This is a genomic window from Legionella steelei (assembly GCF_001468005.1).
GTDB lineage: Bacteria > Pseudomonadota > Gammaproteobacteria > Legionellales > Legionellaceae > Legionella > Legionella steelei.
This window is the reverse complement of record NZ_LNYY01000019.1, coordinates 2,370,857-2,383,983: the sequence shown is the minus strand read 5'-3', so window position 1 is coordinate 2,383,983 and position 13,127 is coordinate 2,370,857. Positions and strand designations below refer to the sequence as shown.

Genomic DNA, 13,127 nt, shown 5'->3' with positions numbered 1-13,127 from the left:
CAAACCTTTTAATTATGCTGCGACGATCGAGCGTTTATGCTTAACGAAATATTCAAATTCATCGCGGAAATGCTTAACAAAACTTTGCACAGGCCAAGCTGCTGCCTCACCCAATGCACAAATAGTGCGACCTTCGATATTGTTCGCAACATTGACTAATTTCTCTACATCCCCAGGTTCGCCATGGCCTTCTTTAATACGATGTAATAAACGGACTAACCAGCCTGTACCTTCGCGACAAGGTGTGCATTGACCGCAAGACTCATCCATATAGAACTCAGAAATACGGTATAGCGCATCAACCATACAGGTTGTTTCGTCCATAATAATTACAGCACCTGAACCCAAACCTGAGCCTGCCTTTTGTATGCTGTCATAATCCATATCAAGTCCCATCATTACCTCACCAGGTAACACAGGCATGGAAGTACCCCCGGGAATCACTGCTTTAATCTTTCTGCCTTGAATCACACCACCTGCTAACTCAAGCAATGTTTTAAACGGTGTTCCTAGCGGAATTTCAAAATTTCCAGGCTTATTCACGTGGCCACTTACACTGAAACATTTGGCGCCACCATTATTCGGTTTACCTAGTTTTAAAAACCACTCGCCACCTTTTTCCAAAATGACTGGAACAGAGGCAAAAGTCTCTGTGTTATTTATAGTCGTGGGTTTGCCATATAAACCGTAGTTTGCAGGGAATGGAGGTTTAAATCTCGGCTGGCCTTTTTTTCCTTCCAAAGAGTTAAGAAGTGCTGTTTCTTCACCACAAATGTATGCGCCCGCGCCTAAATGATTATATAAATCAAAATCAATGCCAGTACCTAAAATATTCTTCCCAAGTAAACCTGCCGCATAAGCTTCTTTCAACGCAGCTTCTGTACGTTCGAAGGGCAGCCAAAATTCGCCGCGGATGTAGTTATATCCCACAGTAGCACCCATGGTGTATCCAGCGATAGCCATTCCTTCAATGAGTTGATGTGGGTTTAATGTAAGTATTTCTCGGTCTTTACATGTACCGGGCTCACCTTCATCAGAATTACAAACTACGTATTTCTGTACAGGAGAATTACGGTTCATAAAACTCCATTTTAATCCGGTTGGGAACCCAGCACCACCTCGACCACGCAGGGAGGATGTTTTTAACTCATCAATAATTGTTTGTGGAGAAGTTTGTTCTTTTAATATTTTTCTCCAGGCACTGTATCCGCCAACACTTTCATAAGCAGATAATGTCCAAGGCTCTGGTAGATGAAATGTTCGATAACAAACTTGATTTAATTCAACCACGGCAACCACCTCTATCTTTTTATTGGTATTGTTCCAACACTTTATCTATAGATTCAGGAGTCAGATTCTCATGATAATCCTTGTCCACCTGCATCATCGGCGCGTTAACACAAGCACCTAAACACTCAACAGGTCTTAAGGTAAAACGCCCATCATCTGTGGTTTCACCTAATTTAATGCCTAATTTCTTTTCTAAATGTTCAACAACTACTGCTGAGTCACGTAACATACAAGAAATATTTGTACATACATTAATTGAATGTCTACCGATTTGTTTGTGCTCATACATGGTGTAGAAACTAGCAACCTCATATACAGCAATAGACGGCATATCAAGATAATCAGCGATGGCATCCATTAATTCTGTGGTTAAATGGCCATGCTCTTCCTGGACAATTCTCAATGCGCTCATTACCGCAGATTGCTTTTGATCCGCAGGATACTTAGCGATCCAATGATCTATGTCTTTTATTCTGTGATCTGACACCAATTGATGTAATATTTTTGCTGAATTAGCAGACATTTCTAAACCTTTATTTAAATTGTAATTTTCTGGAATGTCACTTCATAAGCGTAAGAAATGACGTACCACAAATTAACGATCAATTTCACCAAATACTATATCCTGGCTCGCTAAAATAGCGACACCATCAGCGATCATATGTCCTCTTGTCATCGCATCGTAACTCGACAGATGCGCAAATCCAGGCGCACGAATTTTTACACGATAGGGCTTATTGGCACCATCAGATACCATATAAATACCAAACTCACCTTTAGGGGCTTCAACAGCACTATATACTTCTCCAGCAGGTAAGCAAAAACCTTCAGTGAACAGCTTAAAGTGATGGATTAAGGCTTCCATATCTTCTTTCATTTCAACACGGCGCGGCGGTGTGACCTTATGATCATCAATACGCACCGGACCAGGATTTGCTCTGAGCCATTCAATACATTGTCTAATAATACGATTTGATTGTCTTAGCTCTTCTACACGAACCAAATAACGGTCGAAGCAATCACCCGTTTTACCCACTGGAATATCAAAATCCACCCGATCATATGCAGCATAACTCTGCTTCTTGCGCAGATCCCACGCAATTCCAGAACCACGAAGCATTGGTCCGGTAAAACCCCATTGCAAAGCCTCTTCAGGTGAAACAACACCGATATCTACTGTACGTTGCTTCCAGATTCTATTGTCAGTTAATAGTGTTTCATACTCATCAACACAACGTGGGAAGCGTTCAGTAAATGCCCACAGAAAATCAAGTAAACTCCCACTTCTATCTTCATTCAGTTTTTCAATTTCACGCTCACTATGCCATCTAGATGCTTTATATTGAGGCATAGTATCAGGTAGATCGCGAGCGACACCACCAGGTCTATAATATTTAGCATGCATCCGTGCGCCCGAGACTGCTTCATAGCAATCAAAAAGGTCTTCACGCTCTCTGAAGCAATACAGAAACACAGTCATTGCCCCAATATCTAATGCTATAGCACCTAACCATAACAGATGATTCAAAACACGAGTTATTTCATCAAACATGGTACGAATGTATTGAGCACGAAGCGGTGCTTCTATACCTAAAAACTTTTCTATAGCGCGTACATAGGCATGTTCATTACACATCATAGATACATAATCCAGTCTATCCATGTAACCAATAGATTGGAGATAAGGTTTGGTTTCTACCAATTTTTCTGTTGCTCTATGCAGTAATCCTATATGTGGATCTGCGCGCACGATTGTTTCGCCTTCAAGCTCAAGAACTAAGCGCAATACGCCATGTGCTGCTGGATGTTGTGGACCAAAGTTTAAGGTGTAATTCTTTAATTCAATCATTTTTTGCCCCTTTTTCACCAATATAGCGGTTATCTTCACGAATAACCTTGGGCACTAAAACTCTGGGTTCGATATCTACCGGAGCATAGATAACTTTTTCAAATTTTGCGTCATAGCGCATTTCAACATGACCACTTAATGGAAAATCTTTACGGAATGGATGCCCGATAAACCCATAATCAGTCAAAATACGTCTTAAATCAGGGTGTCCTTCAAATAAAACACCATATAAATCATAGGCTTCACGCTCAAACCAATCAGCACCTTTCCACAAATGATGTACCGATGGAACGATTAAATGAGACTCATCTACAAATACTTTGACACGTAAACGGTGATTCTTTTTAGTTGAAAGTAGGTGGTACACTACAGCAAAACGTGGTTTATCCAGGGCATAAGCTTTGACTTCCTGACGTTCTACACCTCGAGAGAAGCCGCTTTCAGTTGCTGTGTCTGTTTCCCAGTCATACTCACCATAAAGCAAATAATCTACGGCACAAAGATCAATAAGCTGATCAAAACAAAATGCTTCCAGATCACGCAGCTCTAGCATTGCTGCTTTTAAATTTGATACGCCACACTCAACAGTTACTTCATCATAAGCGACCGTAACATTGTTAACATGACTCGATAATTCGTTTTTGAGTTGTTCAACCAAATAATCATTTTTTGTCATCTATTTGCACCTTTGATGATCTTAAGCTTCTAAGACTTTTTTATGCCTGATTTTGTTCTGCAATTGAATAATGCCATACAGCAAAGCTTCAGCAGTTGGAGGACAACCTGGCACATATACATCTACGGGGACAATACGATCGCACCCACGAACTACGGAATAAGAGTAATGATAATATCCACCACCGTTCGCACAAGAGCCCATAGAAATAACCCATCGAGGGTCGGGCATTTGGTCATACACTTTGCGTAAGGCAGGAGCCATTTTATTACATAGTGTACCAGCAACTATCATGACATCTGATTGGCGAGGGCTGGGACGAAAAATAATTCCAAACCGGTCCAAGTCATAACGTGCTGCGCCGACGTGCATCATTTCCACTGCACAACATGCCAAACCAAAAGTCATAGGCCACATAGAACCACTACGTGCCCATCCGAGAAGTTTCTCGACTGAAGTCGTTACAAAGCCACTTTTTTGCAATTCTGCAACCGCCATAGCTAGCCTCTAAGCAGTTAAATATTAATAAAAAATATCACCTCTGACTGCTTTCTTCTGCAATTGCAGTTGCGATCAGAAGTGAATTTGTACCTGTTTACAATTCGTCAATTAAATCACAAAGCTTAGCTTTTTTGTGCCCCGATGCTCACATGCCGTGCTTCAGCGCGCAAAATCAAAGTTTTGCAGTCAGATAATTGTGAACAAGCTCTATTTCGCACTCTTAAAAAATTATTCCCACTCGAGTGCGCCACGTTTCCATTCATAAATAAAGCCAATAACTAATAGCCCTAAAAATAACATCATCCCAGCAAAACCAAACCAACCAATTTTGCGTAAAACCAACGCCCATGGAAAGAAAAATGCCGTTTCCAAATCAAAAATAATAAATAATATGGCTACAAGATAAAAGCGAACATCGAATGGAATATGAGAGCTTTCAAATGCCCCAAATCCACATTCATAGGGAGAATTCTTGGCACTATCAGGTTTATGTGTTGACAATAAGGAGCCGGCTCCTATCATTGCTATACCTAATGCCAATCCGACAATTATGAAGATGAGAACAGGTAAATATTGAGATAGCATTTTTTCACCTTGCACGGATTAAAATGGTGCCGAAGGCCGGACTCGAACCGGCACGGCTTTCGCCACCGCCCCCTCAAGACGGCGTGTCTACCAATTCCACCACTTCGGCATACTCTTTTTGAGCCTGTTTACATTTCTACTCTCTTGAGCTTTTCATCTCAATCTTCGGCACTTTAGTGTTCGAAAATCAGACTATTTAGGCTCAAGCTAACGATATGTAAGCAAACTCCTTTTATAATTATTTTTTTTCAACCCTTATAATGCGTTATTTAGCGCAGCACAAGGAATTTTATTTACTTTTCTTACTGTTATCTACCGGTACTGGAATTGAATTCGCAGGTACACTGGTTTGCTGAGGAATTACTTGTTGTTCTGTTTTTTGATATTGCACAGACACCAAATAAGACAACAATAAACTGGTGACAAAAAATGTCAGTGCTAAACCACCAGTTAATTTAAATAAAAACCCACCTGTTCCTTGGCTTCCAAATAAAGTATTTGAAGCACCAGATCCAAAAGCAGCACCAATATCAGCACCTTTGCCATGTTGGATAAGAACTAAGCCGATTAAGACCACAGCAACAATTACATGAATCATTAATATCAATTGATACATTTCACAATTTCCACAAACTGTTTCGCGTTCAACGATGCACCTCCTACCAAACCACCATCAACATCTGGCATGGCAAATAATGCCTTGGCATTGTTTTCGTTTACACTTCCACCATAGAGAAGTGGTAAACGATCAGCATCGCTATGATTAATTTCTGCAACCAGTTTTCTAATAAACTGATGTACTTCCTGCGCTTGTTCTGGTGACGCAGTTTTTCCTGTACCTATTGCCCAAACGGGCTCGTAAGCTACGACACAATCACGAAAACAATTTTTATTGTGTTCACTTACGGCAAACAATTGCTCGGCAATAACTTGTTCTGTTTGCCCTTTTTCACGTTCTACTAACGTTTCACCGACGCAAAGAACCGGTATCATACCATGTTCTTTTACGTGGTGGAATTTTTGTGCTACAAAATTTTCATCTTCGTGAAAACAATGTCTTCTCTCAGAATGTCCAACCAAGACATAACGACAGTTGTAGTCCTTTAACATCGGTGCGGACATCTCACCAGTATAAGCACCAAAATCTTTTGGATAGACGTTCTGAGCGCCAATTTCAATATCACATTCAGCAAGTATATCCCGGACTTGTGGGATATAAATGGCCGGTGGCATTACAATAACTTGGACATCATTAATAGAGTGAAGTAATTCTCTAAGTTCATTACTTAATTGAATTACCTGCTGCAGCTGACCGTTCATTTTCCAGTTGCCAGCAACTATTTTGTGTCTCATTTATCCCCCTCGCATCCAACTGCGGACTATACCCAAACTCATTGCCGATGTGTAGCCCTATTGCGATTTTTTTATTACACGGCTCAGTAGATATAAAAAACTATGAGCCCAATTTATCTACTGTATATTTAAATTTCTCTCAATTTGACTAATATCATCGCAAAGCTTTTGCGCATGCTGCCTTACTAAAGACTCGTTCATACCTTCTACCATGACACGTAATAATGGCTCAGTGCCGGAAGGTCTGAGTAAAACCCTTCCTTCTCCATTTAAGCTTGACTCTAACGCCTTAACTACTTCGATGACTTGTGTATGTTCTGCAAGTAAGGTCGCGTAATTGGTTTTTAAATTCACCAAGCTTTGTGGTAATAAATTAATACCTTCTCTAAGTTGTTGTATGGATTTGCCCTGTTTGACCATAATTGACAGCACTTGTAAGGCAGCAACGATCCCATCACCTGTTGTGGTTTTATCCAGGCAAACAATGTGTCCGGAGGTTTCACCACCTATTTTCCAATCCTTTTCGCGGAGGGCCTCTAAAACATAACGGTCACCAACTCGGGTTCTTATGAAAGGAATACCTAAACTTTTAATCGCAATTTCCAAGCCGTAATTACTCATTTGTGTACCAACTACACCACCATTGAGCACCCCTCGTTGATGCCGGTCTTTAGCAATCATATAGAGGATTTGATCTCCATCAATTAAATGGCCATCAGAGTCAACTAACACTACGCGATCCCCATCGCCGTCTAAGCCAATGCCAATATCTGCACCTGTACTCATGACTTTTTGTCTTAATAGCTCGGGAGATGTTGAACCACAATCTTCGTTGATATTAAAACCATCGGGGCGGTTACCAATAGAAATAACTTGCGCACCTAGCTCAGAAAAAACATTAGGCGCAATGTGGTACGTCGCGCCATTTGCGCAGTCAACCACAATTTTCAAACCAGATAATCGGGTTAATGACGGAATAGTGGACTTACAAAATTCTATATAACGTCCGCTGGCATCATTAATTCGAGTCGCCTTCCCTAAATTTTGCGAAGGCACAGTTTGCATTTTCTTTTCCAGCTCAGCTTCAATCGCTAATTCAACGCTATCAGGTAATTTCCCTCCTTCTGATGAAAAAAACTTAATCCCGTTGTCTTCAAAAAGATTATGCGATGCACTGATCACAATTCCGGCATTGGCTCTAAGTGTTTGGGTCAGATAGGCTATAGCAGGTGTTGGCATAGGTCCTAATAAAGCAACATCAACACCAGCAGCGGAGAGTCCTGCTTCCAGAGCAGATTCCAGCATGTAGCCTGATACCCTTGTATCCTTGCCAATAACTACTTTCTTGCGATGACCATTAGCCAATACACGGCCAACTGCCCAACCCAACTTCAACACAAACTCAGGGTTAATATTTGATAAACCCACATGTCCCCGTATGCCATCAGTGCCAAAATATTTACGTTGCCCCATCCTTAACTACCTTCTTATTAAGGAACGTGTACGTTCCTAGGAATTTTTATCCTGCGAGAGCTGATAAAACGCCCGCCTTACTAATCATGGTGATCATATGCAACGCTTGGTTTGTTTCATCTACATCATGCGTTCTAATGATCGCCGCACCTTTCAATGCAGCATAGACTGCGACCGCGATACTTCCTATCAACCGCTCCCCCACCTCTTTAGCAAGTACCACTCCAATCGTACTTTTACGTGATACCCCTAAAAGCAAAGGCATCGCAAATCTTGCAAAGCTATCAAGATTTTTAATTAAGAGCAAATTATCTTGTACTTGTTTTCCAAATCCAAAACCTGGATCTAAGATTATATTTCTTCTTTTAATACCTACACGCTCACACTCCGTAATACGCTCTGTAAAAAAACGTGTTACTTCCGCAAGGACACCATTCGGATAATACGGTTCGTTTTGCATATAATGTGGCTCTCCTTGCATGTGCATCAAGCACACAGGAACTGCAAGTTTTGCCGCCATTTCAAGCGCCCCTTTGCTGCGTAAAGCATAAATATCATTAATTACATTAGCACCCGCAGCGACTGCAGCCTCCATTACTTCAGGTTTATTTGTATCAATTGAGATACAAATGTCTGAATTAGCACGAATTTGTTCGATAACAGGAATCACCCGGTCTAATTCGACCTCTAATGAAACCGGCTCAGCTCCAGGTCGGGTAGATTGGCCGCCGACATCAATTAAATCAGCTCCTTGGCCAATTAAGTGAAATGCGTGCTCACAAGCCCTACCCATGGATAAAAATTTACCCCCATCAGAAAATGAGTCTGGAGTAACATTTAATATACCCATTATTAAAGGTTTTTCTGGGGAGTTATCCAAGGAAGGTTGGCATTGACGTTCAAGCCAACCTAAAAATTGCTTTGAATTCACCTGCTTCTCTCACTACTAATCTCAGTGCTCTTCAGCAGGATTCACAATCACTTCATGTTCCGATGGCTTTTCTGATGAGTTATGAACTACCTCAGCACCATCCAGAGGTTTTGATGAACCCCAGTCTTCCGGTGGCGATGGTTCTTTACCGGACATAATTTCTTGTATTTGTTTGAAATCTATAGTTTCGTATTTAATTAAGCTTTCAGCCATTAAATGCAACTTATCCATATTCGAAACCAGAATTTCTTTAGCTCGCTTATAGTTTCTATCAATGATTGCGCGTACTTCATCATCAATTTGTTGCGCTGTCCTGTCTGACATTTCTTTATGTTTATTCATTGAGCGACCTAAGAATACTTCCTCTTCTTCTTCGCCAAAAGTAAGCGGTCCCAAGGTTGATAGCCCCCAGCTCGTGACCATTTTACGCGCTATTTCAGTAGAACGCATAATGTCATTCGATGCTCCCGTGGTCACACTTTCCGGACCAAAAATCAGCTCTTCAGCAATTCGACCACCAAATAAACTGGACAATTGACTTTCCAGACGACGTTTACTATGGCTGTATCTATCTTGCTCCGGTAAAAACATGGTTACACCGAGAGCACGACCACGTGGAATTATAGAAACTTTATAAACAGGATCATGCTCAGGTACGCTTAAACCAACAATCGCGTGACCAGCCTCATGATAAGCAGTCAATTTTTTCTCATTATCATCCATCACCATGGAGCGTCGTTCAGCCCCCATCATGATTTTATCTTTTGCTTTATCTAGCTCGATCATGTGCACTTTACGCTTATTAGCACGCGCAGCAAATAAAGCGGCTTCATTCACAAGATTTGCCAAATCGGCCCCTGAGAACCCTGGAGTACCTCGAGCAATTGCCATAATGTCAACATTGCCATCTACTGGAACTTTTTGTAAATGGACTCTTAATATTTGTTCTCGGCCACGGATATCTGGTAAAGGAACGACAACCTGGCGGTCAAATCGGCCCGGACGCAATAATGCAGGGTCCAAAACATCCGGACGGTTTGTTGCGGCAACAACAATAACACCCTCGCTGCCTTCAAAACCATCCATCTCCACGAGCAATTGGTTTAACGTTTGTTCACGCTCATCATGACCTCCGCCAAGACCAGCACCACGATGACGGCCTACAGCATCAATTTCATCGATGAAAATAATGCAGGGCGCATGTTTTTTTGCTTGTTCAAACATATCACGAACGCGTGAGGCACCCACACCAACAAACATTTCAACAAAATCAGAACCTGAAATTGTAAAAAAGGGTACTTTAGCTTCACCTGCAACAGCACGAGCTAAAAGAGTTTTACCTGTTCCAGGAGAACCTACTAATAAGACACCGCGGGGAATACGCCCACCCAGGTTCTGGAATTTGGTAGGGTCGCGTAAGAAATCAACTAATTCTTTAACTTCCTCTTTGGCTTCGTCTACACCAGCAACGTCCGCAAAGGTCACCTTAACTTGGTCTTCGCCGAGTAAGCGTGCACGCGAACGTCCGAAAGACATTGCACCTCGACCGCCCCCGCCTTGCATTTGGCGCATGAAGAAAACCCAAACACCAATGAGTAGCAGCATTGGGAACCAGTTAATAAATAAATGGAGAAGGAAGCTTTCTTGTTGCTTTTCTTGGCCACTTACATCGACTTTGCTTTTCAATAGCTCACCTAGCAAAGCATTATCTTGCATAGGCATGTAAGTAACAAAGCGCTTATTATTTTTAGTCATCCCTTTGATGATTTTATCATCCTCAATGGTGACTGAATTAACCATACCTTGATCGACTTCTTTCAAAAATTGGCTGTAAGAAAGTTTCTCAGCAACCGAATTTCGAGGGCCGAAATTACTGAAAACTGAAACAAGCACTATCGCTATAATCAGCCACAAAAATAAATTCTTAACCATGTCGTTCAAAGTATTAACCCCGTTAGTACGTACAGCTTTATTTTATGATCGAATGCTTAGATCATAAAGTTACTATAAATTGTATCCCTTTGCCAGCAAATAGGTTTCTTTTGAGCGAGCTCGAGAAGCTAAAGGCTTTCGAATCACGACTTTTTCAAAAGAAGCTCTTGCCTGTTTTACCAAATCATCAAAACCTACCCCATGAAAGATTTTTATCAGCATGGAACCACCAGGTTTTAACATTTTCTCTGCAAAATCAAAAGCCAATTCCACCAAATACATGGCGCGTGGAATATCAATTGCAGTAGTACCACTCATATTTGGGGCCATATCTGACAATAACAAGTCGACGCCGCGTTCTGGAATTAAATCCATTAGTTTTTGCAACACTTCATCTTCTCGGAAGTCACCTAGAATAAAATCAACATCGGGTAAAGCATCCATAGGCAATATATCCAAAGCAATGACACGTCCGCGTCCTTGTAATCGCTCAGAAACATACTGAGTCCATCCGCCGGGAGCTGCCCCCAGATCAACTACAGTCATCCCAGGTTTGAGTAATGACTCCTTTTCGTCTACTTCTTTTAATTTGTATACGGCGCGACTGCGGTAGCCTTCTGCTTGTGCTTTTTTTACATAAACATCATCAAAGTGCTCTTGCAACCATCGTTTACTGCTTTTAGTACGCTTCATAAATTTATTTATGAGTATCAATTTGACCTATGATACTGAATTTCACTACCTTTTCCCAGCAAAACGTGCAATAATTTACCATTTTATCATTCAGCCTCCAAAATAATTGTATTATTTGGCGTGTATTAAGGAACATTACAGTGGATAGTTCACTCAAAAAATCGCTTAAAGCCCAAGCACATCATTTAAAACCTGTCGTACTTCTTGGCGCCAAAGGATTAACTGAAGCCGTTATTGCGGAAACAAACATTGCATTGCTTTCACATGAACTAATCAAGGTGAAAATTAACGGTGCAGAAAAGGAAGACCGACAACTCATGGCAGGTGAGCTATGCCAGCAATTACAGGCAGAACTCGTACAAATGATTGGTAACACAGTGATTATGTATCGTAAAAATGAAGAGAAACATAAGTGACAGAACTGCGAGTATTGTATACACTAGATTTTATTGTTTAGCAAAACACATATTCCCTTCAAAATCCAATCCCTAGATTCATCGTGAAGGTGCGGGCAAATAAGGGTTATTAAATTATCGTATGGCCTATGATATTAAAATACATTCCAAATGCTCTGACATTATTGCGTCTTATGTTAATCATTCCTTTCATATTTTATTTGTACAATCATGAGTACACTATTGCTTTTTATTTATTTATATTAGCAGGATTAAGTGATGGTTTGGATGGCTTTTTAGCACGGAGTTTTAACTGGCAAAGTTTTTTTGGCTCATTCGTCGATCCACTCGCTGATAAGTTATTAATTGCTTCTAGCTTCATCTCTTTAGCCTTAATTGGTGTATTGCCCTGGTGGTTAGTCATTTTAGTATTTCTCAGAGACTTAACGATTTCCTTAGGGGTGCTTGTTTGGTATCAATTTATTCGTCGCAAACTGGATTTTCAACCCACATTGCTCAGTAAAATAAATACGGCATTACAGTTAACGCTGGTCACCTCCTGCTTATTTGAATTAGCTTATTTTGAATTTCCTCCCTATCTCCTTAATGCCCTGATCATATCAACAACATTTACTACGGCGATTACTTACCTTGATTATATGTGGACGTGGGGCAGAAAAGCATGGCCCAAAAAAGAACCATCATAATGAACAAGCAATTAGCACTCGCAATCAAATTAAATGATGAAGCAACCCTTGTTGATTTCAATTGGGGCTCCAATAGACTACTGCAGCAACAATTACATAACATGCTCGCCCACGGAGAAGATCGATTACTTTATCTTTGGGGCAATGCAGGTTGTGGGAAAACTCATTTATTACAAGCATGTTGCCAAGCCGTTAATGCAACACAATCTGCAATCTATCTACCCTTATCTCTCCTGAAAGAATGGGGACCGCAAACCATAGAAGGGGTAGAGGAACAAGAATTAATCTGTATTGATGATATAGACATTATCGCCAAAGATCCTGAATGGGAAGAGGCTTTATTTCATTTATATAATAAAATCAAAGACATGGGAAAAAGCACTTTAATCATTTCTGGAAATCAATCACCAACCACTGTTCCCATTCAGTTAGCGGATTTACGGTCTAGATTAAGTTGGGGTTTAGTCATTCAATTAATGGAATTAAATGACGAAGATAAAATTAATACGCTTAAACTGCATGCATTAAAACGTGGATTTGATTTACCAAACAGCGTGGGACAATTTCTCCTAAATCGATGCTCGCGAAATATGCATGATTTGCAAAACTTACTTAATCGCTTAGATGATGCGTCGCTTGCTGCACAACGAAAAATAACGATCCCTTTTGTAAAAGATATCTTGAATATTTAATCCCAGAAATAACGCCAATGTTTAGGAGGAAATGGACGGCAACAAATTAT

The 13,127-nt window shown here is 40.7% G+C and carries 15 protein-coding genes and 1 tRNA gene; 3 read left to right on the top strand and 13 right to left on the bottom strand.

From position 1 onward, the window contains the following. Positions 1-12 precede the first annotated feature (12 nt). The 13 genes from nuoF to rlmE form a co-directional block, all read right to left on the bottom strand. Positions 13-1,290, bottom strand: coding sequence for an NADH-quinone oxidoreductase subunit NuoF (gene nuoF, locus Lste_RS14520; protein WP_058511751.1), 1,278 nt, complete (start codon positions 1,288-1,290; stop codon positions 13-15). A gap of 19 nt (positions 1,291-1,309) precedes the next feature. Further along, the gene (gene nuoE, locus Lste_RS14515; protein ID WP_058511626.1) at positions 1,310-1,813 is read right to left on the bottom strand and encodes an NADH-quinone oxidoreductase subunit NuoE; all 504 of its coding nucleotides are present in this window, start codon (positions 1,811-1,813) and stop codon (positions 1,310-1,312) included. A 72-nt stretch (positions 1,814-1,885) separates the two neighbouring features. Beyond that, complete coding sequence (locus tag Lste_RS14510) at positions 1,886-3,139, bottom strand: NADH-quinone oxidoreductase subunit D (protein ID WP_058511625.1); 1,254 nt, start codon at positions 3,137-3,139, stop codon at positions 1,886-1,888. After that, the gene (locus Lste_RS14505) at positions 3,132-3,815 is read right to left on the bottom strand and encodes an NADH-quinone oxidoreductase subunit C (RefSeq protein WP_058511624.1); all 684 of its coding nucleotides are present in this window, start codon (positions 3,813-3,815) and stop codon (positions 3,132-3,134) included. Before Lste_RS14505 ends, Lste_RS14510 begins: the two co-directional genes overlap by 8 nt. A gap of 21 nt (positions 3,816-3,836) precedes the next feature. After that, on the bottom strand, positions 3,837-4,313 hold the full coding sequence (locus tag Lste_RS14500) for a NuoB/complex I 20 kDa subunit family protein (protein WP_028381738.1): 477 nt from the start codon (positions 4,311-4,313) through the stop codon (positions 3,837-3,839). Between the two features lie 231 nt (positions 4,314-4,544). Next, positions 4,545-4,901 (bottom strand): NADH-quinone oxidoreductase subunit A, encoded by a 357-nt coding sequence (locus tag Lste_RS14495; RefSeq protein WP_058511623.1) that lies wholly within the window; start codon positions 4,899-4,901, stop codon positions 4,545-4,547. A gap of 24 nt (positions 4,902-4,925) precedes the next feature. Next, a tRNA-Leu gene (locus tag Lste_RS14490) sits at positions 4,926-5,010 on the bottom strand. Positions 5,011-5,190: 180 nt separating this feature from the next. Then, positions 5,191-5,517 carry a preprotein translocase subunit SecG gene (secG, locus tag Lste_RS14485; protein WP_058511622.1) on the bottom strand — a complete coding sequence of 109 codons (327 nt, stop codon included), beginning with the start codon at positions 5,515-5,517 and terminating at the stop codon, positions 5,191-5,193. After that, on the bottom strand, positions 5,505-6,254 hold the full coding sequence (gene tpiA / locus Lste_RS14480) for a triose-phosphate isomerase (protein WP_058511621.1): 750 nt from the start codon (positions 6,252-6,254) through the stop codon (positions 5,505-5,507). The genes secG and tpiA overlap by 13 nt, the downstream gene beginning before the upstream one ends. Positions 6,255-6,371: 117 nt before the next feature. Beyond that, positions 6,372-7,727 carry a phosphoglucosamine mutase gene (gene glmM / locus Lste_RS14475; RefSeq protein WP_058511620.1) on the bottom strand — a complete coding sequence of 452 codons (1,356 nt, stop codon included), beginning with the start codon at positions 7,725-7,727 and terminating at the stop codon, positions 6,372-6,374. A 46-nt stretch (positions 7,728-7,773) separates the two neighbouring features. Beyond that, complete coding sequence (gene folP / locus Lste_RS14470) at positions 7,774-8,658, bottom strand: dihydropteroate synthase (RefSeq protein WP_058511619.1); 885 nt, start codon at positions 8,656-8,658, stop codon at positions 7,774-7,776. Positions 8,659-8,679: 21 nt separating this feature from the next. Continuing rightward, on the bottom strand, positions 8,680-10,590 hold the full coding sequence (gene ftsH, locus Lste_RS14465) for an ATP-dependent zinc metalloprotease FtsH (protein ID WP_058511618.1): 1,911 nt from the start codon (positions 10,588-10,590) through the stop codon (positions 8,680-8,682). Positions 10,591-10,662: 72 nt separating this feature from the next. Then, positions 10,663-11,283 carry a 23S rRNA (uridine(2552)-2'-O)-methyltransferase RlmE gene (rlmE, locus tag Lste_RS14460; protein WP_058511617.1) on the bottom strand — a complete coding sequence of 207 codons (621 nt, stop codon included), beginning with the start codon at positions 11,281-11,283 and terminating at the stop codon, positions 10,663-10,665. A gap of 140 nt (positions 11,284-11,423) precedes the next feature. Between rlmE and yhbY the strand changes: the two genes are divergently transcribed. From yhbY to hda, 3 genes are all read left to right on the top strand, one after another. Continuing rightward, the gene (yhbY, locus tag Lste_RS14455) at positions 11,424-11,699 is read left to right on the top strand and encodes a ribosome assembly RNA-binding protein YhbY (protein ID WP_058511616.1); all 276 of its coding nucleotides are present in this window, start codon (positions 11,424-11,426) and stop codon (positions 11,697-11,699) included. Between the two features lie 128 nt (positions 11,700-11,827). After that, positions 11,828-12,385 carry a CDP-alcohol phosphatidyltransferase family protein gene (locus tag Lste_RS14450; protein ID WP_058511615.1) on the top strand — a complete coding sequence of 186 codons (558 nt, stop codon included), beginning with the start codon at positions 11,828-11,830 and terminating at the stop codon, positions 12,383-12,385. Next, complete coding sequence (gene hda / locus Lste_RS14445) at positions 12,385-13,077, top strand: DnaA regulatory inactivator Hda (protein ID WP_058511614.1); 693 nt, start codon at positions 12,385-12,387, stop codon at positions 13,075-13,077. Before Lste_RS14450 ends, hda begins: the two co-directional genes overlap by 1 nt. Positions 13,078-13,127 lie beyond the last annotated feature (50 nt).

What these genes read in the sequence shown, in the direction of transcription:
- nuoE (WP_058511626.1), bottom strand. Translation starts at nt 1,813, where the DNA reads ATGTCTGCTAATTCAGCAAAAATATTACATCAATTGGTGTCAGATCAC.
- Lste_RS14510 (WP_058511625.1), bottom strand. Translation starts at nt 3,139, where the DNA reads ATGATTGAATTAAAGAATTACACCTTAAACTTTGGTCCACAACATCCA.
- Lste_RS14505 (WP_058511624.1), bottom strand. Translation starts at nt 3,815, where the DNA reads ATGACAAAAAATGATTATTTGGTTGAACAACTCAAAAACGAATTATCG.
- Lste_RS14500 (WP_028381738.1), bottom strand. Translation starts at nt 4,313, where the DNA reads ATGGCGGTTGCAGAATTGCAAAAAAGTGGCTTTGTAACGACTTCAGTC.
- Lste_RS14495 (WP_058511623.1), bottom strand. Translation starts at nt 4,901, where the DNA reads ATGCTATCTCAATATTTACCTGTTCTCATCTTCATAATTGTCGGATTG.
- secG (WP_058511622.1), bottom strand. Translation starts at nt 5,517, where the DNA reads ATGTATCAATTGATATTAATGATTCATGTAATTGTTGCTGTGGTCTTA.
- tpiA (WP_058511621.1), bottom strand. Translation starts at nt 6,254, where the DNA reads ATGAGACACAAAATAGTTGCTGGCAACTGGAAAATGAACGGTCAGCTG.
- glmM (WP_058511620.1), bottom strand. Translation starts at nt 7,727, where the DNA reads ATGGGGCAACGTAAATATTTTGGCACTGATGGCATACGGGGACATGTG.
- ftsH (WP_058511618.1), bottom strand. Translation starts at nt 10,590, where the DNA reads ATGGTTAAGAATTTATTTTTGTGGCTGATTATAGCGATAGTGCTTGTT.
- rlmE (WP_058511617.1), bottom strand. Translation starts at nt 11,283, where the DNA reads ATGAAGCGTACTAAAAGCAGTAAACGATGGTTGCAAGAGCACTTTGAT.
- Lste_RS14450 (WP_058511615.1), top strand. Translation starts at nt 11,828, where the DNA reads ATGATATTAAAATACATTCCAAATGCTCTGACATTATTGCGTCTTATG.
- hda (WP_058511614.1), top strand. Translation starts at nt 12,385, where the DNA reads ATGAACAAGCAATTAGCACTCGCAATCAAATTAAATGATGAAGCAACC.